The following is a 22,158-nucleotide window of genomic DNA, read 5'->3' on the forward strand; positions in this document are numbered from 1 at the left end:
GCCCCGAACGTTCGCGCCTCAGACGTTGAAGCGGAACTCGACCACGTCGCCGTCGGCCATGACGTAGTCCTTGCCCTCCATGCGGACCTTGCCGGCCTCCTTGGCCTTGAGCATCGACCCGGCGGCCATCAGCTCGTCGAAGGAGACGACCTCGGCCTTGATGAAGCCGCGCTGGAAGTCGGTGTGGATGACGCCGGCGGCCTCGGGCGCGGTCGCGCCCTTCCTGATCGTCCACGCGCGCGACTCCTTGGGGCCGGCGGTGAGGTAGGTCTGCAGCCCGAGGGTGTCGAAGCCGACGCGGGCGAGCTGGTCGAGGCCCGACTCCTCGACGCCCATCTCGGCGAGCATCTCGCGGGCCTCGGCGTCGTCGTCGAGCTCGACGAGCTCGGCCTCGAACTTGGCGTCGAGGAAGATCGCCTCGGCGGGGGCGACGATGTCGCGCATCTGCTGCTTGAGGTCCTCGTCGGCGAGCTCGTCGGCGTCGCAGTTGAAGACGTAGATGTAGGGCTTGGCCGTCAGCAGCGAGAGCTCGCGGAGCAGGTCACGGTCGATCGTCGTCGCGATCACCGGCGTTCCACCCTCCAGCGCCGCCAGCGCCTCCTTGGCGGCGTCGAGGTTGGCGGTGAGCGACTTGGTGCCGCGCGCCTCCTTCTCCAGCCGCGGGATCGCCTTCTCCACGGTCTGGAGGTCCGCGAGGATCATCTCGGTCTGGATCGTGGAGATGTCGCTGGCGGGGTCGACCTTGCCGTCGACATGGGTGACGTCCTCGTCGCGGAAGACGCGGGTCACCTGGCAGATCGCCGCCGACTCGCGGATGTGGGAGAGGAACTTGTTGCCGAGGCCCTCGCCCTCGCTGGCGCCACGGACGATGCCGGCGATGTCGACGAACTCGACCGTCGCGGGCAGCACCTTCTGGCTCTCGAACACCTCGGCGAGCCGCGGTAGCCGCTCGTCGGGGACCCCGACGACGCCGACGTTGGGCTCGATCGTCGCGAACGGGTAGTTCGCCGCGAGCACGTCGTTCTTGGTCAGGGCGTTGAAGAGGGTCGACTTCCCCGCGTTGGGGAGTCCGACGATGCCGATGGTGAGAGCCACGGGCGGCGAGTCTAGAGGGGCCGCCCGTGGCTCACCGAATCACAAGGGCGCGCTCAGGAGCCGTAGAGCGCCTGGATGCCGGCGCGGTCCTGGTTGGTCATGCTGAGGTCGGACGAGGAGCCGTTGCACTGCGGATAGTGCATGATCGACGAGGAGTCGTAGGGCGTCAGCGGCCGCCAGTTGTTGTCCTCGAAGCAGGTGCCCGACTCAGGACGGGTGTGCTCGTGGCGGAAGCCCAGGGAGTGGCCGAGCTCGTGGGCGAGGATGTTGGACGGCGTCCAGGAGCCCGAGGTCCAGATCGAGTCGTCGACCAGCACGTTGCGCGAGCGCTTGGAGGTGCTCGGGAAGAACGCACGCGCGATGTACTGCGTGGTGTTCACCGGCTCGACCGAGAACAGGACGTTGTTGTTGCGCGTGTTGCAGCTGCTGTCCTGGGAGGGGACGTGGACGAAGTCGACCTTGGACGACGCCGCCTCCCACTGGCCGGAGCCGCTGGCCATGGCCGTGACCATGCGCGAGTAGTCGCTGCCGAACTTGGTCGAGACGCAGTAGGTGAGGTTCATCGCCTGCGACGCGCTCCACTTGTCGTCCTTGCCCTGGACGGTGTTGACGATGAGCCCACCCTCGAGCTGCTTGCCGGTGTGCTTGTCGCCGACCATGTCGTCGTAGAACTGGCGCAGCTTGCCGTCGCTGGAGACGGGCTCGTCACCGTTGACGACGTACTGCGCGTCGGCGTCGACGAAGGTGTCGGCTCGGAACTGCTGGTAGGTGGGGATGTCGCCGTACTCGGTGGCCGCGGTCGCGGGGAGCATCGAGGCGGCGAGGGCGCCGGCGGCCAGGGTGGCGGCCGCGAGCGTCCGGGTCTTGCGCGGGTTCATGCGTGACTTCCTTCGCGTCGGGGGTCGAACGGATGCCGGGCAGTGAAGCGCGACTTCCGGACGCCCGACCACACCCCCGGCGCCTCAGAAACCTGCACTGCCAGAAGATGAGGCAACGTCGCCGGTTAGCCTCGAGCGGTGCGCCTGGCCACCTGGAACGTCAACTCCCTCCGCTCCCGCATCGACCGCGTCGAGGCCTTCCTCCAGCGCCACGACGTCGACGTCCTCGCACTCCAGGAGACCAAGGCACGCGAGGAGCAGCTGCCGCTGATGGGCCTGCAGGCGATGGGCTACGAGGTCGCCGCCGCCGGCACCAACCAGTGGAACGGCGTCGCCGTCATCAGCCGGGTCGGGCTCGACGAGGTCGAGGTCGGGTTCCCCGGCCAGCCGGGGTGGGGCGAGCCGGCCGAGACGGAGGCGCGCGCGCTCGGCGCGACGTGCGGCGGCGTACGGGTGTGGTCGCTCTACGTGCCCAACGGCCGCAAGCCCGACGACCCCCACTACGTCTACAAGCTCGACTGGCTGGCGCGGCTGCGGGAGGCGGCGGGAGCCTGGCTCGACACCCCGACGGCGCTCGTCGGCGACTGGAACATCTGCCCGACCGACGACGACGTCTTCGATCCCGCCCAGTTCGCGAGGAGCACCCACGTGACCCCTCCGGAGCGGGTCGCCTTCCAGGCCTTCCTCGACGACGGCTACGCCGAGGTCACCCGCGAGCACGCGCCCGGCTACACCTACTGGGACTACTACCGGCAGCGCTTCGAGCGCGACCGCGGCCTCAAGATCGACTTCGTGGTCGCCTCTCCCCCGCTGGCGGGCCAGGTGACCGGCGCATTCATCGACCGTGAGGAGCGGGCGGGGACCGGCGCGTCCGACCACGCGCCGGTGGTCGTCGACCTCGCCGACTGAGCGCTCCCGGTTCCCGATCCGCTCGGTCCGGTCGTCACTCGCCCCCGGCCTCCGTGCCGACGCTCGGAACCCACGGACCATCGATGAGGACGGCCTCGTCGTCGCCCGGCCACGGCGGGAGCGCCGTGCAGGTGAAGACCAGTGCCTCGCTGCCGGTGCAGCGGTACTGGAAGCTCGTCCCGAGCGGGATGTCGACGCAGACACCGGGCACCAGCCGGGTGGTGGTCTCCTGCCCGTCGGGCGACCGGCGCCAGAGCTCTCCCGCTCCCGAGAGGACGAACCAGTACTCGTCGATCGTGCGGAAGTGGCAGGCCCGGCCGACCATGGTCGGGGGCACGGTGGAGTGGATCATGTTCCCGTGCGGCCCCTCCATCAGGAACCGGATGTGGGCCCCGAGAGGTGAGCGTCCCAGGACGGCCGTCTCGAGCCTGGTGGTCCTCACATGACCTCCTCCGTCGGGTGCCCCGCCACAGGCTAGCGCCGGTCGTCCTGGGGTCCGGCTCGATCCGTGCTGGTGGGGTGCGTCGACCCGCTCTAGGCTGCGGCCGAGAGGAGGCGACGTGATCGACCCAGTGGCCCAGGTCATCGGGGACTACGACGCGTTCGCAGCCACGCAGCGGCAGCGCCTGACCGAGCGTGGCATCGACATCGAGTCGTGCGCCCTCAGCCATCTCGCCTTCCGCACGGCGGAGTGGGACGACTACCTCCGGGTACGCGACCAGCTCGAGCGCTGTGCGGTCAGCAACAGCGAGAACGTGTGGAACGGACGTCCGATCTCCCTGATCGTGCTCGCCGAACCCCTCGAGGTCCTCGACGGCAAGGAGGTCCCGCTCATCGAGCTCATCCCGCCGGTGCACCAGCGGGTCTACAAGATGGGGCTCGAGCACCTCGGGGTCGTGGTCGGCGACACGTTCGACGAGTTCGTCACGGTGCACAAGCCGGTGCTGACGGGCCAGCAGTTCCAGGGCCCCCGGAGCAACCCCGATCCCGTCTACATCCTGTTCGAGGACTTCACCCACGTGAAGTTCTACCGACACTCGCTGCGAGCCTCGGTCGAGCAGGACGCCGGACCGTTCCGGCCGGGCTTCCACCACGTCGAGGACTGGGTGCCGCAGCGGCTCGTGACCGCGACGGGCCCGAACCCCCTGCCACGCTGAGAGTACGCCGGGCCCGCTGCCCGACGCCCCCCACGCGCCGCCGATTCACCCCCCGGTCGCTGCCTCCCCCTACGCTGACGGACGTGCTGACCCACGACGACACGGCTGCCGAGCGGGCCACCACCGACGGCGAGCGCCGCTGGTGGCAGGTCGACCCCTGGGGACCCGTGCTCTCGCTCGTGGGACTCGTGATCTTCCTGCTCCACGGATTCGGCGGACTGCTCACCCGCGACCTCGCGCTCTACGCCTACGCCGGCCAGCAGTTCGCCGAGGGGGTGCCGCCCTACGAGGGCGTCATGAACCGGGCCGGGCCGCTTGCCCACATCGTCCCGGGGTTCGGGGCGTTGATCGCCCGCGGCCTCGGGACCGACGACCTGATCACCCAGCGGGCGCTCATGATGGGGCTGTCGGTCGTCGCGGTGTGGCTCACCTACCTGCTCGGCCGTGACACCTTCCGCTCGCGCCTGGCAGGCGCCGCGTCGGTCGCCACCCTGCTCGCCTTCCAGGGCTTCGTCACCTACTCCGGCGGCGGGCCCCGCGAGAAGACGACGATGATGCTGCTGGTCGTCTGCGCGATGCTCGCGGTGCTCCACCGGCGCTGGTTCTGGGCAGGGTTCGCCATCGCGCTGGCCACCCTGACCTGGCAGCCGGCCTTCTGGGCCACCATCGCGATGGCCGTCGCGGGGGTGCTCGTGGGCGCGGAGGGGGGCCGCCGCCTCACGGGCGTGGTCCGCGTCGCCCTCGGCGGGATCGCGGCCACCGCCCTCATGACGCTCTACTTCGTGTCGGTCGGAGCGCTCGACGCGTTCTTCGACGGTTTCCTGCTCCTCAACGCGACCTCCACCCGGCAGATCGGCCTGGTGCAGATGCTGATCGAGGAGCCCTACGAGATCAGCAGCGGCTTCGGCTGGTCGATCTGGCTCGTGGTGGCCGGACTGGTCGCCTCCGTGGCACTCGGGGTGCGCGCCTGGCGCCACGGCGACCGGCGCGACCGCCACGACGCGGCCGTCATCGCGTTCGGGATCGGCACCGCAGGCTACGTCCTGTGGTCGATCGGCGTCTTCAACGGCTGGGCCGACGCCGTCGTCATGCTGCCCTTCGCCGCGATCGGCATGGGCGGGCTCGGCGCGCTGGTGCTCCGCCGCGTGCAGCCACGGGGCGCGGCGGTCGTGGCGGCCTACACCGTCGTCGTCCTGGTGGTCGCGGCCGTCGACACGTGGGTGACCCGGCCCGACGAGCTCGCGCCGATGCGGGCCGAGACCGACGCGATGCTGGCGCTCGCCGGGCCCGAGGTCTCCGTCGCGTCGGTCGGCGCACCCCAGCCGCTCGTGCTCGGCCAGCTCCGCAACCCGATCCAGCACCAGATGTTCATCGCCGGTCTGCAGGACTACCTCGACGAGAACTACCCCGGCGGGCTCGCCGGCGTCGCCGCCGCCATCGACGACGCCCGGCCGACCTACATCACCATGGACCACCCCGACTGGTACTACTGGATGGACCCGACGATCGACGCCCACTACGAGGAGGTCGGCACCACCCTCGACTTCACGTGGTACGCCGACCGTTCGCTCGGCGAGGAGAAGCTGGCCGAGATGCGCGAGATCCTGGAGAGCGGACCGTGACCCTGAACCGCGAAGACTTCCTCTACTCGATCGTCATCCCCGTCTACAACTCCGAGCAGATCGTGGGCGACACGGTCGAGAGGGTCGTCGACGTCTTCACGCAGGCCGGACTCCGCTTCGAGCTGATCCTGGTCAACGACGGCAGCCCCGACGACAGCTGGTCGGTCATCTCCGAGCGGGCGTCGCGCCACGAGCAGGTCGTCGCCCTCGACCTGATGCGCAACTACGGCCAGCACTACGCCAACCTCGCCGGCCTCACCGAGGCGCGCGGCGACTACGTCATCACGATGGACGACGACCTCCAGAACCCGCCGGACCAGGCGCTGCTGCTCATCGACGCCGCGATGGCGGGCCACGAGGTGGTCTTCGGCCAGTTCGAGCAGAAGCAGGCCGCAGGCTTCCGGGTCCTCGGGACCAAGGTCATCGGGATGATGAACAACCGGATCTTCGGCAAGCCCGTCGACCTCACCGTCAGCAACTTCCGGATCCTGCGCCGCGACGTCGTCGACCGGATCGTCGCCCACCGCACCTCGTTCCCCTACATCACCGGCCAGGCGCTGATGTTCTCCGGCGACCGCGCCAACGTGCTCGTGCGGCACGACCCCCGCCCGGTCGGCAAGAGCACCTACAGCCTGAGCCGGATCGCCCGCCTCGTCCTGACGATCCTCTTCAGCTATTCCTCGTGGCCCCTGCGGGCGGCGGCGGTCCTGGGCTTCGCGATCTCCGGGCTGAGCTTCCTGCTCGGCGCCTACCTGGTCGTGCGCGCGCTCGTCCTCGACACCGTCTTCCCCGGGTGGACCTCGATCATGGTCCTGCTCTCGCTGTTCGCCGGGTTCATCATCGCCCTGCTGTCGATGATCGGTGAGTACGTCGTGCGGACGCTGCAGACCGTCTCGACCGGCGACAACTTCCACGTCACGCGGCGGGTGGGTCGGTGAACCGCCACTTCCTCGTCGTCGGCGCCCAGCGCTGCGGCACGACGTACCTCCACGACCTGCTGGCCGGCCACCCGCAGGTCTCGATGGCGCGCCCGATGCGCCCCGAGCCGAAGGTCTTCCTGCGTGAGCGCCCGCCGTCGGCCGCCGACTACCGCGCCGAGTTCTTCGGCCACGCCGGCCCCGACGACCTGCTGGGCGAGAAGAGCACGTCCTACCTCGAGGTCGAGGGGGTGCCGGAACGCGTGGTGGCGGTGCTGGGGCGGCCCCTGATCGTCGTCCAGCTGCGCGACCCGGTCGCCCGCGCCGTCTCCAACTGGAGCTTCAGCCGCGACCACGGCGTCGAGCAGCGGCCGCTCGAGGAGGCCCTGCGGGCCGACCTCGACGGGGCGCAGGAGTGGGACCGCACGTCGTCGTCGGTCTCCCCCTACGCCTACGTCTCGCGCGGGCGCTACGCCGCCGACCTGCTGCGCTGGCGCGAGCACTTCGGCGACGCCGGCATCCACGTCCAGCTGCTCGAGGACCTGCTCGCCGACCGCGACACGATCGGCGGCCTCTACTCCTGGCTGGGCGTCGACCCCGACGTCCGACCCGAGCTCGGCGACGGGCCGGTCAACGCCAGCGCCACCGAGTCGCCCGACCTCGACCCCGACCTGGTCGCCGAGCTCCGCGACCACTACCGCGAGAGCGACGAGCAGGTCGCCGAGCTGCTGGGGCGCGAGCTGCCCTGGCGAACCGACAGCCGGAAGGACCCATGACCACCCCTCCCTCCATCCCGTTCAACCGTCCCGAGGTCGCAGGACGCGAGCTCGAGCTCGTCGGCGAGGCCATCACCGGCGGCCACACCTCCTCCGGCGGGCCCTTCTCGAAGCAGGCGGGCGCCCTCATCCAGGGGGCCACCGACGCCGGCGAGGTGCTGCTGACCACCTCGTGCACCTCCGCGCTCGAGCTCAGCGCGATGCTGCTCGACCTGGGCCCCTACGACACGGTCGTGGTGCCGTCGTTCACCTTCACCACCAGCGCCCTCGCCTTCGCCCGCCAGGGCGCGAAGCTGCTGTTCTGCGACGTCGAGCGCGACACCCTGGGTCTCGACCCCCGACACCTCGCCGAGCTGCTCGACGACTCGGTCAGGGCGGTCGTCATCGTCCACTACGCCGGCATCGCCTGCGACGTCGACGGCATCCGCGGGGTGCTGGCCGACCGACCCGACGTCGTCATCGTCGAGGACGCCGCCCACGGTCTCCACGGCGCCTTCCGCGACGAGAAGCTCGGCAGCATCGGGCGGTTCGCGAGCCTGTCGTTCCACGAGACCAAGAACTTCAGCTGCGGTGAGGGCGGCGCTCTCCTGCTCAACGACCCGGCCGACGTCGACCGGGCGCGGGTCCTCTACGACAAGGGAACCGACCGCCAGGCCTTCTTCATGGGCCAGGTCGACAAGTACTCCTGGCGCGACACCGGCTCCTCGTTCGGCATGTCCGACGTCCTCGCGGCCTACCTCACCGGCCAGCTCGAGGTCGCCGACCACATCCAGGCCCGGCGCCGCGCCGTCTGGGAGGGCTACGCCGCCGCGCTGGCGCCCCACGCCGACCGGCTCGGCCTGACGCTGCCCGGCGTACGCGAGGGTGCCGCGCCGGCCTGGCACCTGTTCCACGTCCTGCTGCCGAGGGCCGACGCCCGCCGTGCCGTCATGGACGACCTGCGGTCGGAGGGCATCGCGACGACCTTCCACTACGTCCCGCTCCACGACTCCGAGGGCGGCCGCCGCTTCGCCAGGCGCGAGACGGACTGCCCGGTGACCGTCGACGCGAGCTCCCGCCTGGTGCGGCTGCCGTTCTTCAACACCCTGACCCCGGACGAGGTCTCCCGCGTGGCGACGTCGTTCGTGGCGGCCGTCGAGCGCCACGGCTGAGACCTAGCCGCGGTCGGCGCGACGCTCCAGCAGCAGGAACCCGATCCACGCGGCGACCTCCACGACGAGGAAGGTCCAGCAGGTCCGGGTGAGCGCGTCGCCGGGGGCGACGACGAGCGCGACCGCCCCGAACGGCAGCGAGGCGAGCCACGTACGGGCGACCGTGCCCGGCAGCCCGCGGGCGAGCAGGCCGACGGTCAGGACCAGGTTGGCGAGCGCGAAGACGCTGCCGACCGCGACGATCGCGGTGTCTCCCCCACCGAGGCGGACCCCCTCGCCGAAGACCAGCTCCATGAGCCACGGGCCGAGCCACGCACCCCCGAGCCCTCCGAGCACGGCGAGGACCAGGGTCGCCACGACCACCACCTCGCGCACGCGGACGAGCGCGTCGTGGCGGCCGTCCTCGACCAGCCGGGTCAGGCGGCCGGTCAGGCCGGCCACCATCCCGAGGGCGAGCGTGTAGGGAGCGCGGAACAGGGCGAGCCCCGCGAAGAGGGCGGTCACCTCGGCGGGCGCGCCGTTCACGGCGGCGAGCAGCACCGGACCGCCGGTCAGCGTCACCTGTGCCAGGAGCTGGCCGGCCGAGGCCCCGGTGACGAAGGACAACGCCCCGGGAGCCTCTCCCTCGCCGGTCGAGCGGGGCACCAGCGCCGAGGGCCTCAGGAGCGCGACGGCATAGCCGGCGAGCAGCGCCAGCCCGTAGGCGGCCGCGTGCTCGTTGTCGGCAGCCATCAGCACCCCGGCGACGACGCAGCGCACACCGTTCTCGAGCACGAGGTTGAGCCCGAGCGCCCCGAACCGGTCGCGGCCGCTGAGCAGCCCGCGGACCACGCCCAGGACTCCCGAGCCGACGCCGACCGCCACGACCAGCAGCGGGAACCCGCCGGCGTCCGCGCCGAACAGCCGCTCCCCGAACGCCCACGACAAAGCGCCCGCGACCAGCGACGCGGCCACGACGGCGGCGGCGACGCGGCCCAGCCCGCGGCGTACGCCCTGCTCCCCGGCGGGGAGCGAGCAGGTGCGGGTGATCCAGTGCTGCACCGGGAAGGTGAAGGCGGCGCCGGCGAAGCTCCACCAGGCCCAGAGCACGGCCACGGGTGCCGCCGGACCCGCGCCGAGGGCGCGGGTGACGAGCGCGAAGAAGACATAGGCCAGCACCCCGTTGAGCACCGACCCCACGGCGAGCGCCGTGGTGTCGCGCCGTCCGCGCCCGTCCGTCCTGGTGTCGGTCATCGGGGGTGATTGTGCCGGTCCCCGGCCTTGTCGGTGGTCACCGGCATGCTGAGCGCCATGGAGATCGTGTGGCTGGTGACCGGACTCGCGCTCGGGCTCGTGCTCGGCGGCGTGATCGGCGCGCTATGGGCGCGCACGCGTGCCACGGGCGAGGTCGTCGAGGGTGCGCTCGAGCGCGCCGAGGTGATGCAGGGCCTCGACCGGCTCAGCGACCAGCTGATCGACCTCGACCGCCAGCGGGCGACCTGGCAGGGCGAGCTCCGCCGCCATGTGAGCGACCTCCAGACCGAGACGCGTACCCTCTCGACCGCGTTGCGGCGTCCCCAGGTGAGGGGGCGCTGGGGCGAGCTCCACCTCCGCCGCGCCGTCGAGCTGGCCGGCCTGGTCGACCGCTGCGACTTCCGTGAGCAGGTGCAGGTCGCGGGCGGCACGCTCCGCCCCGACCTCGTCGTGCGGCTCGTGGGCGGGCGCAGCGTCGTCGTCGATGCCAAGGTGCCGCTCGAGGCCTACCTCGACGCGACGGCCACCGACGACCCGGCCGCGCGCGAGCAGGCCGTTCGTCGCCACGTCCGCCAGCTCCGCAGCCACGTCGACCAGCTCGGCTCCAAGGCCTACTGGCGGGCGCTCGACGAGAGCCCGGAGTTCGTGGTGCTGTTCGTGCCGGCCGAGTCCTGCCTCGCGGTTGCCCTCGAGGCCGACCGCGACCTGATCGAGTACGCCGCAGACCGTGGCGTCGTGCTCGCCTCGCCGACGACCCTGATCGCCCTCCTGCGCACCATCGCCCACGGCTGGCGCCACGAGGCGCTCGCCGACCAGGCGCGCGAGGTGCAGGCGCTCGGACGCGACCTCCACGACCGGCTCGGCACGTTCGCGGGCCACCTCGACTCGGTCGGTCGGTCGCTCGGCGCGGCGGTCGGTCACTACAACGCCGCGGTCGGCAGCCTCGAGGCACGGGTCATGGTCTCGGCCCGCCGGTTCCGCGACCTCTCGGTCACCGACGAGGCGCTGGAGGGCCCCCGGCAGGTCGAGGCCGGGGTGCGCTCGCTCGGCGCGCCGCCCCCCGAGGACGACGAGGTCGCCCTAGTTTGGCCTCGTGCCCGATAGCCACGCGCCTGCACGGACGGGCCCGGCTGGGCGGACCCTCTGGGAGGAGGGCCACGAGCCCGGCCGGCAGGTCGTCGCGCTCGGAGCGGCCGTGGCGCTGACCGGCGTGGCGCTCGATCTCGCGCTCGGCGGCGACCTCGGCTGGCTCTTCGACATCGCCTTCGTCGGCCTCTGCCTCGCGGTCGCGCTGCTCGTGCGGCCCCGCGACTTCTTCACCGTGGGGGTCCTGCCGCCCCTGCTGATGCTCGGCGTCCTCGTGCTGATCGAGGTGACGCGGCCCGCCGTCCTCGGTGAGCCCCAGGACGGCGCCGTCCAGTCGGTCGTCACCGGGCTGGCCCACCACGCGGGCGCCCTGGTCGTCGGCTACCTGCTCTGCCTGGCGGTGCTCGCCGTACGCCACCGGTTCGTGACCCGGGGCCGGGAGCGTCAGGCGGCGAACCTGTCCGGGTCGCCCGCTCCCACCCGCACGACCTCCGGATAGCCCTCCGACCAGTCCACGACGGTGGTCGGCTCGGCGCTGGTCTCACCCGCCTCGACGACGACGTCGACCTGGTGGTCGAGGTCCTCCTTGATCTCCCACCCCATCGTGCGCGGCTCCTCCTCACCGGGGAGGATGAGCGTGCTGGTGAGGATCGGCTCGCCGAGCTCCTCGAGCAGCGCGCAGACCAGCGTGTGGTCGGGGATCCGGACTCCCACGGTGCGCTTCTTGGGGTGCATCAGCCGCTTCGGGACCTCGCCGGTGGCCGGCAGGATGAAGGTGTAGGGACCCGGCGTCGCCGCCTTGATCGCCCGGAAGGCCGCGTTGTCGATGTGGACGAACTGCCCGAGCTGGGCGAAGTCCTTGCACATCAGCGTGAAGTGGTGGCGGTCGTCGAGCTGACGGATCCGCAGGATCCGGTCGCGGCCGTCACGGTTGCCGAGCTGGCAGCCCAGCGCATAGCCCGAGTCGGTCGGGTAGGCGATCAGGGCGTCGTCGCGCAGCGCCTCGACCACCTGGCCCACCAGCCGGGGCTGGGGGTCGACGGGGTGGATGTCGACGTAGCGGGCCACGGCTCAGGCCCGGCCCGCCGCGGCGGCCTGGGCCGCCTTGAGGTCCCTGCGCAGCTCCTTGGGGAGCGCGAAGATCAGCGACTCCTCGGCGGAGTGGACCGCCTTCGCGTCCGGGTAGCCCCGCTCCGCGAGGAACGCGAGCACGCCCTCGACGAGCTCCTCGGGGACGCTCGCACCGCTGGTCACGCTGACCGTGGAGACCCCCTCGAGCCAGGCCTCGTCGATCTCGCTCGCGTCGTCGACGCGGTAGGAGGCCTTCGCGCCGGCCTCGAGGGCGACCTCGACCAGCCGCACGCTGTTGGAGGAGTTGCCGGAGCCGACCACGATGAGGAGGTCGGCGTCCTGGGCGATCTCCTTCACCGCGAGCTGGCGGTTCTGGGTCGCGTAGCAGATGTCGTCGCTCGGCGGGTCGAGCAGAGCCGGGAAGCGCTCGCGGATCGCCGCCACCGTCTCGAGCGTCTCGTCGACGCTGAGGGTGGTCTGCGAGAGCCAGGCGACCCGCTCGGGGTCGCGCACGACGATGCCCGGGACGTCGGCGGGGCTCTGCACGAGCTGGATGTGGTCCGGCGCCTCGCCGGCGGTGCCCTCGACCTCCTCGTGGCCCTCGTGGCCGATCAGCAGGATGTCGTAGTCCTCGTTCGCGAACCGCTTCGCCTCGTGGTGGACCTTGGTCACCAACGGGCAGGTCGCGTCGATCGTCTTCAGCGACCGCTCGCCGGCCTGGCGGTGGACCTCCGGGGAGACGCCGTGGGCGGAGAAGACGACGGTGGCGCCCTCCGGCACCTCGTCGAGCTCCTCGACGAAGATCGCGCCGCGGTCCTCCAGCGTGGAGACGACGTGCTTGTTGTGCACGATCTGCTTGCGCACGTAGACCGGGGCACCGTAGAGGTCGAGCGCCTGCTCGACGGTCACCACCGCCCGGTCGACACCGGCGCAGTAGCCGCGGGGGGCTGCGAGGAGCACGCTGCGCTCGTCCTCGGTCAGGACACGCGGGTTTCCGAGGTCGGTCGACATGCGGCTCAGTCTACGGACCACGGCGGCTCGCGCCGAGTCGTCGGCAGCTGCCCCTAGGGTGAGCGCGTGCCCTCCCTCCGCGACGCGACGGTCGAGTCACCGGCCCCGGTGCGCGCGGTCGCCAACGCCCTGTCCCAGTGGATCGGCCAGCTCGGCGCCGTCTGGGTCGAGGGCCAGGTCACCCAGTTCAGCCGCCGACCCGGGCTCGCGACGGTCTTCCTCACCCTGCGTGACCCCGTCGCCCAGGTGTCGGTGCCCGTGACCTGCTCGCGCACCCTCTTCGACTCGCTCAACCCGCCCCTGGTCGAGGGGGCGAGCATCGTCATCCACGCCCGCCCCAGCTACTACCCCGCCAACGGCAGCCTCTCGCTGGCCGCCACCGACATCCGGATGGTCGGCCTGGGCGAGCTGCTGGCGCGGCTCGAACGAAGGCGCCAGCTGCTCGCGGCCGAGGGGCTCTTCGACCCCGCGCTCAAGCAGCGCCTGCCGTTCCTGCCCTCCTGCATCGGGTTGGTCACCGCCCCGGGCTCGGCCGCCGAGCGCGACATCGTCGACAACGCCCGGCGGCGGTGGCCGGCGGTGCGGTTCGAGACGGCGTACGCCGCGATGCAGGGGCAGCGCTCGGCGCTGGAGGTCATGGAGGCGGTCGAGAAGCTCGACCGGCTCGCCCACGTCGACGTGATCGTCGTGGCCCGGGGCGGCGGCTCGGTCGAGGACCTGCTGCCGTTCTCCGACGAGGGGCTGGTCCGCGCCGTCCGCGCGGTCCGGACCCCGGTGGTCTCGGCGATCGGCCACGAGCCGGACAGCCCGCTGCTCGACCTCGTCGCCGACGTCCGGGCCTCGACCCCGACCGACGCCGCCAAGCTGCTGGTGCCCGACATGGCCGAGGAGCTGGCCCAGGTCGACGCCGCCCGCGCCCGCCTGCGCGGCGACATCACCCGGCTCGTCGCGCGCGAGCAGCAGGCGCTCGACGCGCTCCGGTCACGCCCGGTGCTCGCCGACCCCCGCAGCCTCGTCGCCGAGCGCGCCGACGAGGTGGTCGCCCTGCGCGACCGCGCCCGACGATCGCTGCGCCACGCGCTCGACCGGGCCGCCGACAACCTCGACCACCAGCGCGCCCGCGCCCGCGCGCTCTCACCGCTGGCCACCCTCCAGCGCGGCTACGCCGTCCTCCAGGACGACGCGGGCCACGTCGTGACCAGCGTCGACGGGGTCAGCGCCGGCCAGTCGGTGAGCGTCCGCGTCGCCGACGGCCGGGTGCTCGCCACCACCACCGAGACCGAGAAGGAGTCGTCATGAGCAAGGAAGCGAGCGAGGAGCAGATCCCCTACGAGCGGGCCCGCGAGGAGCTCGTCGAGGTCGTGCGCGCCCTCGAGGCCGGTGGCCTGACGCTCGAGGAGTCGCTCGCCCTGTGGGAGAAGGGCGAGCAGCTCGCCACCACCTGCCAGGCCTGGCTCGACGGAGCCCGCGAGCGCCTCGACGCCGTCCTCGAGGCCGACGAGGGCTAACCCGTCAGCGGTTCGGTGGTGAGGGAGGCGGCGAGGGACCGGAGGGCGTCGGGGGGCGCCGAGCCGTAGACCAGGACCTGCTGGCCGTCGACCTCGCCGAGGTAGCCGACGTCGCCGCCCTCGTCGGTCCAGGTGTCCCAGTCCGAGCCGGCGATGGTGACAGGATCGCCCTCGTTGGCGTCCGGGTCGACGTAGGTCTCGATGATCGAGGACGACGACGCCTCCGACTGGTGGACGCCGGCGAACCCGTCGGGCGTCAGGAACCCGATGCTCCACTCGCGCCCCGGCTGGGAGTCGACGCTGGTCGCCTTCCAGCCCTCCGGCACGGTCGGCGGGTAGACCACGGTCAGGTCGGCGTCCTGGGCGAAGCCGACGGTCTCGAGGTAGTCGACGGCATCGACCTCGACCTCGAGGTCCTCACGCGTGATCGCCCGGAAGGCGACGTAGCCGCCGATGACCAGCAGCAGGACCACCAGTGCTCCGAGCATGCCGGAGAAGGATCGCTGGTAACGGCCGGGCTGCTCGCTCACGGAACCAGTCTCACAGGTGCCGTAGATTCCGCAGGTGCCACCCGTCGCCGACCTGCTCGCCCTCGGCGCGCTCGCAGCCCTCCTGGTGACCGCCTTCCGGCACCCGTCGGGGCGGGTCGAGCTGGTCGTGGGCGTCCTGGCCGTGGCGGTCGTGGCCGCGACCGGCCACCTCGACGACACCGTGGTCGGGCCGACGATCACCCACCTCGGTCCGGTCGTCGTCTTCCTCGTGACCATCCTGGTCGTCGCCGACGTCTGCGCGGCCGCGGGCGTCTTCACGTGGGCGGCCGACCGGATCGGCCGGCTCCGCGGCGGTCGTACGACGGCGGTGTTCACCGGCACCTTCGTCGCCGCCGCCCTCGTGACGACCGCGCTGAGCCTGGACGCGACCGTGGTGCTGCTCACGCCGGTCGTCGTCGCCACCAGCCTCGCCCTCGGCACGCCGTACCGACCCGGCGCGACGGCCTGCCTGCGGATGGCCAACTCCGCCTCGCTGCTGCTCCCCGTCTCCAACCTCACCAACCTGCTGGCCCTCCCCCACCTCGACCTCGGCTTCACCGGGTTCGCGCTGGCGATGGCACCCGTGCTGGCCGTCGTCCTCGTGGTGGAGTACGCCGGCCTCCGGCTGCTCCACCGGCGCGACCTGTCGCAGCCTCCGACCCGCGCGCCGGCCACCGCGCCGCTGCCGGTGCCGGTCGTGCCCGTGACCGCGGTCGGGCTGATGCTGGTCGGGTTCGCGGCGGCGTCCGCGGCCGGTCTCGACCCGGCCTGGGTGTCGGGCGTGACCGCACTGGCGATGACCGCCTGGGCCGCCGGACGCGGCCTCACCACCCCGGCGCGGGTGCTGCATGCGGCCCACCCGTCGTTCGCGGTGTTCGTGCTCGCGCTCGGCCTGGTGGTCGCGGCGCTGGGCGAGGGGGTTCTCGGCGACGACCTGGCGCGCCTGGTGCCGGACGGGACCGACCTGGTCGACCTGCTCTGGATCGCGGTGGTCGCGGCCCTGCTGTCCGCGCTGGTCACCAACCTCTCGGCGACCCTGCTGCTGGTGCCGATGCTCACCGGTCTGGGCGACCAGGCCGTGCTCGCTGCCCTGCTCGGGCTGACGATCGGGTCGGGCCTGACGTGGACGGGGTCGCTGGCCACCCTGCTGTGGCGGCGCTCGCTGCTGCGCCAGGGGCTCCCCGCGCCGTCGCGGGAGCTGCACCGCGTGTCGCTCACCCTGACGCCGGCGTGCCTGGTGGCCGCCGTCGCCACCCTCTGGTTGACCTCCTGAATCCCGCACGTGCGGACTCAGCGTTGTAAATCTTCCGCAGGTGCGGCATTCTCCCACCGTGACGACGTACCGGATCGCGGAGGTGGCCGAGGTGCTCGGCGTCAGCGACGACACGGTGCGGCGCTGGGTCGAGGCGGGGCGGCTGCCCGCCGGCTCGGGGGGAGGCCGGGCCACGGTCAGAGGAGTGGACGTGGCCCGGCTCGCCGAGGAGCTCGCCGACCATCCCGACCGCGAGCAGAACCGCGCGAGCGCCGTCAGCGCCCGCAACCGGCTGCCCGGCATCGTCACCCGCGTCGTCAAGGACACCGTCATGGCGCAGGTCGACATGATCTGCGGCCCCTACCGGCTGGTCTCCCTGATGAGCGCCGAGGCCGCCGACGAGCTCGGCCTCGAACCCGGGGCCAGGGCCATCGCGTCGGTCAAGTCCACCAACGTCGTCGTGGAGCGCCCGTGACCAAGAACCTGCCCGTCCTCGTCCTCCTGCTCCCCCTCGCCCTCGCCGGGTGCGGTGGCGACTCCGAGGCAGGTGCCGGCGATCCCGAGAAGCTCCAGGTCCTCGCTGCGGCATCCCTCACCGAGGCCTTCACCACCCTCGCCGACGACTTCGAGACCGATCACGACGGCGTCGAGGTGGAGCTCCAGTTCGGCTCGAGCACCGACCTCGCCGAGACGGTCGCCGACGGTGCGCCCGGCGACGTCCTCGCGACCGCCGACGAGACCGCCATGCAGATCGCGGTCGACGCCGACGTGACGGCCGAGGAGCCGGTCGTCTTCGCCGAGAACCAGCTCGTCATCGTCACGGCCCCCGGCAACCCCGCGGGCGTCGAGTCGCTCGACGACCTCGCCGACGTCGACTGGGTCCGCTGCGCCGACGACGTCCCGTGCGGTCGGGTCGCCCTCTCGCTCCTCGACGGCGCCGGCGTCACCGCCGAACCGGTCAGCCTCGAGGTCGACGTCAAGGCGACGCTCGAGAAGGTCGCGACCGGTGAGGCCGACGCCGGCCTCGTCTACGCCTCCGACGCCGTGACCGCCGGTGACGACGTCGAGTCGGTGGCGATCGACGGAGCCCAGGAGGTCCCCGCCGTCTACTACCTGGCTCCCCTCGCCCAGAGCTCCGACGCCGACCTGGCGGGCGACTGGATCGAGCTCGTCGAGAGCGCGTCGGGTCGACAGGCGCTGGAGGACGCGGGATTCTCCTCCCCGTGAGGGATCCGCTCGGCCGCGCCCCCGCCGTCCTGCTGGTCCCCGCCGCACTGGCCACCGCGCTCCTCGTCGTCCCGCTCGCCGCCATGGTGGCGGCGACCACCTGGTCCGGGCTGCCCGCCCAGCTGCGGTCCGAGCCGCTGCGCGAGGCGTTGTGGCTCTCGCTCACGACCGCGACGGCGGCCGCGCTGATCTGCCTCGTCCTGGGCCTGCCGCTGGCCTGGGTCCTGGCGCGCATCGACTTCCCCGGCCGCAGCGTGGTGCGCGCCCTGGTGTCGGTGCCGCTGGTGCTCCCGCCGGTCGTTGCGGGCGTCGCGCTGCGCACCGCCTTCGGCCGCCGCGGCCTGCTCGGCGAGCCGATCCTCGAGCTGACCGGGTTCAGCTTCCCCTTCACCACCTGGGGCGTGGTCCTCTCCCACGTCTTCGTCGCGCTGCCCTTCGTCGTGATCTCGGTCGAGGGAGCCTTCCGTGCCGCGGGTCGCGAGTACGACGCCGCCGCGGCCACCCTGGGCGCCGGCCGCTGGACGGCCTTCCGGCGGGTCAGCGTCCCGCTCGCCCTGCCCGGCATCGTCGCCGGCCTGGTCCTCGGCTGGGCCCGGGCGCTCGGCGAGTTCGGCGCGACCATCACCTTCAACGGCAACTACCCCGGCACCACCCAGGTGATGCCGAACCTGATCTACGTCACCCGCCAGTCCGACCAGGACGCCGCCCTCGCGCTGAGCCTGGTGATGCTGCTGGTCTCGGTGGCCGTGCTGCTGCTGCTCCGCGACCGCTGGCTGGGCACGCCGTGAGCGGGCTGCAGGTGGACCTGCGCGTGCCGGGCCGGGTCGAGGCGGCGTTCGAGGTCGCGCGGGGCGAGGTCCTCGCCGTCATCGGCCCCAACGGCGCCGGCAAGTCGAGCCTCGTGCAGGCGCTGGCCGGCCTGGTGCCGGCCGAGGGCACCGCGCTGCTCGACGGTCGTGACCTGCTGGCCCTGCCGGCCAAGGACCGTCACGTCGGGCTCGTCTTCCAGCAGCAGCTCCTCTTCCCCCACCTCTCCGCCCTCGCCAACGTGGCCTTCGGTCCGCGAGCCCGCGGCACCGGCCGCGCCGAGGCGGAGCGGGTCGCCGCCGACTGGCTGGAGCGGTTCGGCCTCGGCGACCTCGGGCACCGCAGGCCGGGCCAGCTCTCCGGCGGCCAGGCCCAACGGGTCGCCATCGCCCGGGCGCTGGCCACCGACCCGTGGCTGCTGCTGCTCGACGAGCCGCTGACCGGCCTCGACGTCAAGGTCGCGATGGCGCTGCGCATCGAGCTCGGCCGTCACCTCGCGGCGTACGACGGGGCGACGCTGCTGGTGACCCACCACGCGATCGACGCCCTCACGATCGCCGACCGGGTGCTGGTCCTCGACGGCGGCCAGGTCGCCCAGGTCGGCACGCCGGCGGAGGTCTCGCAGCGTCCCCGCACCGAGCACGTCGCGCGGCTGGTCGGGCTCAACGTGGTCCGGGAGGCCGAGACGCTGGTCGCCTTCCCGCCCGAGGTCGTGGCGGTGTCGCTCGCGCCGCCCGAGGGCTCGCCGCGGCTGCGCTGGGAGGGGCAGGTCGCCGACGTGTCGCCCCACGGCGACGCCGTACGGCTGCTGGTGCACACCACGGGCGGTCCGGACCTGATCGCCGACGTGACCCCCGGCGCGGCCACCGAGCTCGGCCTCGCGCCGGGCCGCGCGGTGTGGCTCTCGGCCAAGGAGACGGCGGTCAGGCGCTACGAGTCGCACCCCGACGACTGGGGTACGGTCTCGCCATGACTGAGGCCCAGCTCCCCCTCAACGCCGGCAAGGTCGACCGCAACCTCGCGATGGAGCTGGTGAGGGTCACCGAGGCCGCCGCCATGGCCGCCGGCCGCTGGGTCGGCAAGGGCGACAAGAACGGCGCCGACGGCGTGGCCGTCAACGCCATGCGCGTGATGATCTCCTCGATCAGCATGGCCGGCACCGTCGTCATCGGCGAGGGCGAGAAGGACCAGGCTCCGATGCTCTACAACGGCGAGGAGGTCGGCGACGGCACCGGCCCCGAGTGCGACGTCGCCGTCGACCCGATCGACGGCACCACGCTGACCGCCAAGGGCATGAACAACGCGATCGCGGTGCTCGCGGTCGCCCCGCGCGGCGCGATGTACGACCCCTCCGCGGTCTTCTACATGAAGAAGCTGGTCACCGGCCCCGAGGCCGCCGACGTCGTCGACATCCGCAAGCCGGTCGCCGAGAACATCCGGGCGGTGGCGAAGGCCAAGGGCTCCCAGGTCGAGGACGTCACCGTCGTGCTGCTCGACCGGCCCCGCCACGAGGAGCTGGCGGCCGAGATCCGGCGTACGGGCGCGCGCATCAAGTTCATCCAGGACGGCGACGTCGCCGGCGCGATCATGGCCGCCCGCGCCAACACCGGCATCGACCTGCTGCTCGGCATCGGCGGCACGCCCGAGGGGATCATCGCGGCCTGCGCGATGAAGTGCACCGGTGGCGTGATCCAGGGCCAGCTGTGGCCGCAGGACGACGCGGAGCGCCAGAGGGCCCTCGACGCGGGTCACGACCTCTCCGACGACCACGTCCTCTCCACCGACGACCTGGTCCGCGGCGACGACGCCTTCTTCGTCGCGACCGGCATCACCGACGGCGAGCTGATGCAGGGCGTGCGCTACCGCGCCGGTGGCTGCACCACGGAGTCGCTCGTCATGCGCGCCCGCAGCGGCACCATCCGGCTGATCAGCAGCGAGCACCAGCTCGCCAAGCTCCGCACCTTCGCCTCCATCGACTTCGACCACTGAGACGTCGCCGGCGGAGTCGGGCCTCAGGCGGACCCGGCGAGCGGCGACCAGGCCTCCCCCGCGGCGGCGGGCTGCTGAGCGAGCAGCGCCGCCAGCACCGCCTCGATCGTCGACGGGTCGACCGCCATTCCGACGTGGGACGCGGTGACCTCGACCTGGTGGGCGACGGGGTCGACGCACGCCCGCCAGTCGACGATGCCGTCGCGACGGCTGTAGACCGCGGTGAAGCCGACGCCGCCGGGGACGGGCTGGCGGCTCTCGTCGAAGCTCTGCCGGGCGCACACGCCGGCCACGCAGTCCTCCGCCATCAGCCCGGGCAGCCCGGCACGGCTCAGCCGGACGAGCACGTCCACGCTGCGGGCCAGCGAGGCGTGGTGGGCTCCCGGCGCGAGCATCGGGCTGCCGAGGGTGACGATGCCGGCGACCAGGTCGGGGCGGCGTACGGCGAGGCCCCGCGCGAGCATCCCGCCGAGGCTGTGACCGACGACGTGGACGCGGGCGCCGCGCCGTTGGGCGACGGCCTCGATCCGCGCCTCGAGCTGGGTCGCCGCGGCCAGGGTGCAGCCGGCGTTCACGCCGATGAGCGAGCGATAGGTGCGGTAGCCCTGGCGCCGCAGCGAGCGCGCCATCAGCGACAGCGACGCATCACCGGCCAGGAAACCGGGGACGAGCACGACCGGCGCGCCGCGGGTCGAGGGCCGGGCGGCGTACGGCGTCGCGCGGCGGGTCCGCCGTTCGCCCGCGGCCCAGACCAGGTGGCGCCCGGCCTCGCCGACCACCGAGCCCTCGCGGAGCACCGCGGCCAGACCCGGGGGCGCGAAGCCCTCGGGCAGCAGGAAGGTGCCCACGCTGCGTGCCACCCGATCGAGGCTAGGGGTCCTGCACCCGGTTGTGCGGGATTTCGGCGGGTGGGGATACTGCCGGTATGACGTCACCGACCAGCCAGGGGGCCGAGGTCGCCGTGTCCGAGGAGCTCTTCGCCCCGGTCGGCGACGGCGTGGAGCTCTGCTACCAGACCTACGGCAGTCCCGACGACGCCCCGGTCCTGCTCGTCATGGGTCTCGGCGGCCCCATGACCTGGTGGGACCCCGACTTCTGCCGCCAGCTCGCGGCCCGTGGCCACTACGTCGTGCGCTACGACAACCGCGACACCGGCCGGTCGACCCGGATGAAGGAGCGAGTACGCCGTGGCGCGCTGATCCGCGCGTTCGCGGGGCGCCCGGTGCGACCGCCCTACACGCTGACCGACATGGCCCGCGACGGCCTCGGCCTGCTCGACCACCTCGGGCTCGCGTCCGCCCACGTCGTCGGGGTCTCGATGGGCGGCATGATCGCCCAGGCGATGGCGATCGCGGAGCCCGCTCGCGTGCGCTCGCTGACCAGCATCATGTCGACGACCGGCAAGCGCACCGTCGGCTGGCAGCACCCACGACTGCTGCCGATGATGATCGCCCCGCGTGGCTCCGGCCGCGAGGCGTACGCCGCCGGCTCGGCGCGGATGTGGCACCTGATCGGTTCGCCGGCCTATCCGCAGACCGAGGAGGAGGTCCTGTCCCGGGCCTTCGACACCTTCGACCGTGGCGTGTCCGCGAGCGGGGTGCTGCGGCAGATGCTGGCGATCCTCGCCGAGCCCGACCGCGGGCCGCGGCTGCGGGCGCTGTCCCTCCCCGCGCTGGTCATCCACGGGACGGCCGACAAGATGGTGCACGTCTCCGGCGGCCGGGCGACCGCGCGCGCCGTCCCCGGCGCCGAGCTGCTGGTGGTCGACGGGATGGGCCACGACCTGCCCCGCGACCTCTTCCCGACCTTCGTCGACGCCATCACCCGCACCGCGGCCCGCGCCACCCGAGGTCGAGTCGCGGACCTGTGACGCGCGAGTCGCGGACTCGTGACACATGAGTCGCGGGGCGGCGACACCGAGGTGTCACCGGGGCGCGAC

At 72.6% G+C, this 22,158-nt stretch carries 25 protein-coding genes; 17 read left to right on the plus strand and 8 right to left on the minus strand.

Annotated elements, in window-relative coordinates; all coding sequences use genetic code 11:
• Positions 1 to 18: 18 nt before the first annotated feature.
• Together ychF and ABD091_RS04720 are read right to left on the minus strand one after the other, a co-directional pair.
• Positions 19 to 1,095, minus strand: a complete 1,077-nt coding sequence (gene ychF / locus ABD091_RS04715) for a redox-regulated ATPase YchF (RefSeq protein ID WP_343915992.1) — start codon at positions 1,093 to 1,095, stop codon at positions 19 to 21.
• 53 nt (positions 1,096 to 1,148) lie between these two features.
• Positions 1,149 to 1,973, minus strand: coding sequence for a M57 family metalloprotease (locus tag ABD091_RS04720; protein ID WP_343915993.1), 825 nt, complete (start codon positions 1,971 to 1,973; stop codon positions 1,149 to 1,151).
• Between the two features lie 138 nt (positions 1,974 to 2,111).
• On the opposite strand from ABD091_RS04720, the gene ABD091_RS04725 reads away from it, so the two are divergent.
• Entirely contained in the window at positions 2,112 to 2,882 is a 771-nt protein-coding gene (locus tag ABD091_RS04725) for an exodeoxyribonuclease III (protein WP_343915994.1), read from the plus strand.
• A gap of 34 nt (positions 2,883 to 2,916) precedes the next feature.
• Here the strand turns inward: ABD091_RS04725 and ABD091_RS04730 are convergent, their stop codons facing one another.
• Entirely contained in the window at positions 2,917 to 3,324 is a 408-nt protein-coding gene (locus ABD091_RS04730) for a cupin domain-containing protein (protein ID WP_343915995.1), read from the minus strand.
• Between the two features lie 118 nt (positions 3,325 to 3,442).
• Between ABD091_RS04730 and ABD091_RS04735 the strand changes: the two genes are divergently transcribed.
• The 5 genes from ABD091_RS04735 to rffA all read left to right on the plus strand — a co-directional run bounded on the left by ABD091_RS04735 (position 3,443) and on the right by rffA (position 8,505).
• Positions 3,443 to 4,039: a VOC family protein gene (locus ABD091_RS04735; RefSeq protein ID WP_343915996.1), complete on the plus strand. Its 597-nt coding sequence runs from the start codon at positions 3,443 to 3,445 to the stop codon at positions 4,037 to 4,039.
• Between the two features lie 83 nt (positions 4,040 to 4,122).
• Positions 4,123 to 5,661 carry a hypothetical protein gene (locus tag ABD091_RS04740; protein WP_343915997.1) on the plus strand — a complete coding sequence of 513 codons (1,539 nt, stop codon included), beginning with the start codon at positions 4,123 to 4,125 and terminating at the stop codon, positions 5,659 to 5,661.
• Entirely contained in the window at positions 5,658 to 6,599 is a 942-nt protein-coding gene (locus ABD091_RS04745) for a glycosyltransferase family 2 protein (protein ID WP_343915998.1), read from the plus strand. Before ABD091_RS04740 ends, ABD091_RS04745 begins: the two co-directional genes overlap by 4 nt.
• Positions 6,596 to 7,354 (plus strand): sulfotransferase family protein, encoded by a 759-nt coding sequence (locus ABD091_RS04750; RefSeq protein WP_343915999.1) that lies wholly within the window; start codon positions 6,596 to 6,598, stop codon positions 7,352 to 7,354. Before ABD091_RS04745 ends, ABD091_RS04750 begins: the two co-directional genes overlap by 4 nt.
• Positions 7,351 to 8,505, plus strand: a complete 1,155-nt coding sequence (rffA, locus tag ABD091_RS04755; protein WP_343916000.1) for a dTDP-4-amino-4,6-dideoxygalactose transaminase — start codon at positions 7,351 to 7,353, stop codon at positions 8,503 to 8,505. Before ABD091_RS04750 ends, rffA begins: the two co-directional genes overlap by 4 nt.
• A 3-nt stretch (positions 8,506 to 8,508) precedes the next feature.
• On the opposite strand, the gene ABD091_RS04760 is transcribed toward rffA, so the two are convergent.
• Positions 8,509 to 9,738: a polysaccharide biosynthesis protein gene (locus tag ABD091_RS04760; RefSeq protein WP_343916001.1), complete on the minus strand. Its 1,230-nt coding sequence runs from the start codon at positions 9,736 to 9,738 to the stop codon at positions 8,509 to 8,511.
• Between the two features lie 57 nt (positions 9,739 to 9,795).
• On the opposite strand from ABD091_RS04760, the gene ABD091_RS04765 reads away from it, so the two are divergent.
• Together ABD091_RS04765 and ABD091_RS04770 are read left to right on the plus strand one after the other, a co-directional pair.
• Positions 9,796 to 10,842 carry a DNA recombination protein RmuC gene (locus tag ABD091_RS04765; protein ID WP_343916002.1) on the plus strand — a complete coding sequence of 349 codons (1,047 nt, stop codon included), beginning with the start codon at positions 9,796 to 9,798 and terminating at the stop codon, positions 10,840 to 10,842.
• Positions 10,832 to 11,323: a DUF6542 domain-containing protein gene (locus ABD091_RS04770; protein WP_343916003.1), complete on the plus strand. Its 492-nt coding sequence runs from the start codon at positions 10,832 to 10,834 to the stop codon at positions 11,321 to 11,323. The genes ABD091_RS04765 and ABD091_RS04770 overlap by 11 nt, the downstream gene beginning before the upstream one ends.
• On the opposite strand, the gene ABD091_RS04775 is transcribed toward ABD091_RS04770, so the two are convergent.
• Positions 11,269 to 11,892, minus strand: a complete 624-nt coding sequence (locus ABD091_RS04775) for an L-threonylcarbamoyladenylate synthase (protein WP_343916004.1) — start codon at positions 11,890 to 11,892, stop codon at positions 11,269 to 11,271. The genes ABD091_RS04770 and ABD091_RS04775 overlap by 55 nt on opposite strands.
• Before the next feature lie 3 nt (positions 11,893 to 11,895).
• Positions 11,896 to 12,906, minus strand: a complete 1,011-nt coding sequence (locus ABD091_RS04780; protein ID WP_343916005.1) for a 4-hydroxy-3-methylbut-2-enyl diphosphate reductase — start codon at positions 12,904 to 12,906, stop codon at positions 11,896 to 11,898.
• Between the two features lie 66 nt (positions 12,907 to 12,972).
• Here ABD091_RS04780 and xseA point away from each other — a divergent pair, with 66 nt between their 5' ends.
• Complete coding sequence (gene xseA / locus ABD091_RS04785) at positions 12,973 to 14,205, plus strand: exodeoxyribonuclease VII large subunit (protein WP_343916006.1); 1,233 nt, start codon at positions 12,973 to 12,975, stop codon at positions 14,203 to 14,205.
• Positions 14,202 to 14,414, plus strand: coding sequence for an exodeoxyribonuclease VII small subunit (locus tag ABD091_RS04790; protein WP_343916007.1), 213 nt, complete (start codon positions 14,202 to 14,204; stop codon positions 14,412 to 14,414). The genes xseA and ABD091_RS04790 overlap by 4 nt, the downstream gene beginning before the upstream one ends.
• On the opposite strand, the gene ABD091_RS04795 is transcribed toward ABD091_RS04790, so the two are convergent.
• Complete coding sequence (locus ABD091_RS04795; RefSeq protein WP_343916008.1) at positions 14,411 to 14,944, minus strand: DUF4245 family protein; 534 nt, start codon at positions 14,942 to 14,944, stop codon at positions 14,411 to 14,413. The genes ABD091_RS04790 and ABD091_RS04795 overlap by 4 nt on opposite strands.
• 34 nt (positions 14,945 to 14,978) lie before the next feature.
• Between ABD091_RS04795 and ABD091_RS04800 the strand changes: the two genes are divergently transcribed.
• Genes ABD091_RS04800 through glpX form a run of 6 tightly spaced genes read left to right on the plus strand, consistent with a single transcriptional unit; the run spans position 14,979 to position 20,219 of the window.
• Positions 14,979 to 16,217, plus strand: coding sequence for an SLC13 family permease (locus tag ABD091_RS04800; protein ID WP_343916009.1), 1,239 nt, complete (start codon positions 14,979 to 14,981; stop codon positions 16,215 to 16,217).
• A 58-nt stretch (positions 16,218 to 16,275) separates the two neighbouring features.
• Complete coding sequence (locus ABD091_RS04805; protein WP_343916010.1) at positions 16,276 to 16,671, plus strand: TOBE domain-containing protein; 396 nt, start codon at positions 16,276 to 16,278, stop codon at positions 16,669 to 16,671.
• Positions 16,668 to 17,423 carry a molybdate ABC transporter substrate-binding protein gene (gene modA, locus ABD091_RS04810; RefSeq protein ID WP_343916011.1) on the plus strand — a complete coding sequence of 252 codons (756 nt, stop codon included), beginning with the start codon at positions 16,668 to 16,670 and terminating at the stop codon, positions 17,421 to 17,423. The genes ABD091_RS04805 and modA overlap by 4 nt, the downstream gene beginning before the upstream one ends.
• Entirely contained in the window at positions 17,420 to 18,211 is a 792-nt protein-coding gene (locus tag ABD091_RS04815) for an ABC transporter permease (RefSeq protein ID WP_343916012.1), read from the plus strand. Before modA ends, ABD091_RS04815 begins: the two co-directional genes overlap by 4 nt.
• On the plus strand, positions 18,208 to 19,203 hold the full coding sequence (locus tag ABD091_RS04820) for an ABC transporter ATP-binding protein (protein ID WP_343916013.1): 996 nt from the start codon (positions 18,208 to 18,210) through the stop codon (positions 19,201 to 19,203). The genes ABD091_RS04815 and ABD091_RS04820 overlap by 4 nt, the downstream gene beginning before the upstream one ends.
• Positions 19,200 to 20,219, plus strand: coding sequence for a class II fructose-bisphosphatase (glpX, locus tag ABD091_RS04825; protein ID WP_343916014.1), 1,020 nt, complete (start codon positions 19,200 to 19,202; stop codon positions 20,217 to 20,219). The genes ABD091_RS04820 and glpX overlap by 4 nt, the downstream gene beginning before the upstream one ends.
• Before the next feature lie 23 nt (positions 20,220 to 20,242).
• Here glpX and ABD091_RS04830 read toward each other — a convergent pair whose 3' ends face one another.
• Complete coding sequence (locus ABD091_RS04830; protein ID WP_343916015.1) at positions 20,243 to 21,079, minus strand: esterase/lipase family protein; 837 nt, start codon at positions 21,077 to 21,079, stop codon at positions 20,243 to 20,245.
• Positions 21,080 to 21,144: 65 nt separating this feature from the next.
• Between ABD091_RS04830 and ABD091_RS04835 the strand changes: the two genes are divergently transcribed.
• Positions 21,145 to 22,089: an alpha/beta fold hydrolase gene (locus ABD091_RS04835; RefSeq protein ID WP_343916016.1), complete on the plus strand. Its 945-nt coding sequence runs from the start codon at positions 21,145 to 21,147 to the stop codon at positions 22,087 to 22,089.
• The last annotated feature ends 69 nt before the right edge of the window (positions 22,090 to 22,158 follow it).

Source organism: Nocardioides aestuarii (assembly GCF_039527245.1).
GTDB lineage: Bacteria > Actinomycetota > Actinomycetes > Propionibacteriales > Nocardioidaceae > Nocardioides > Nocardioides aestuarii.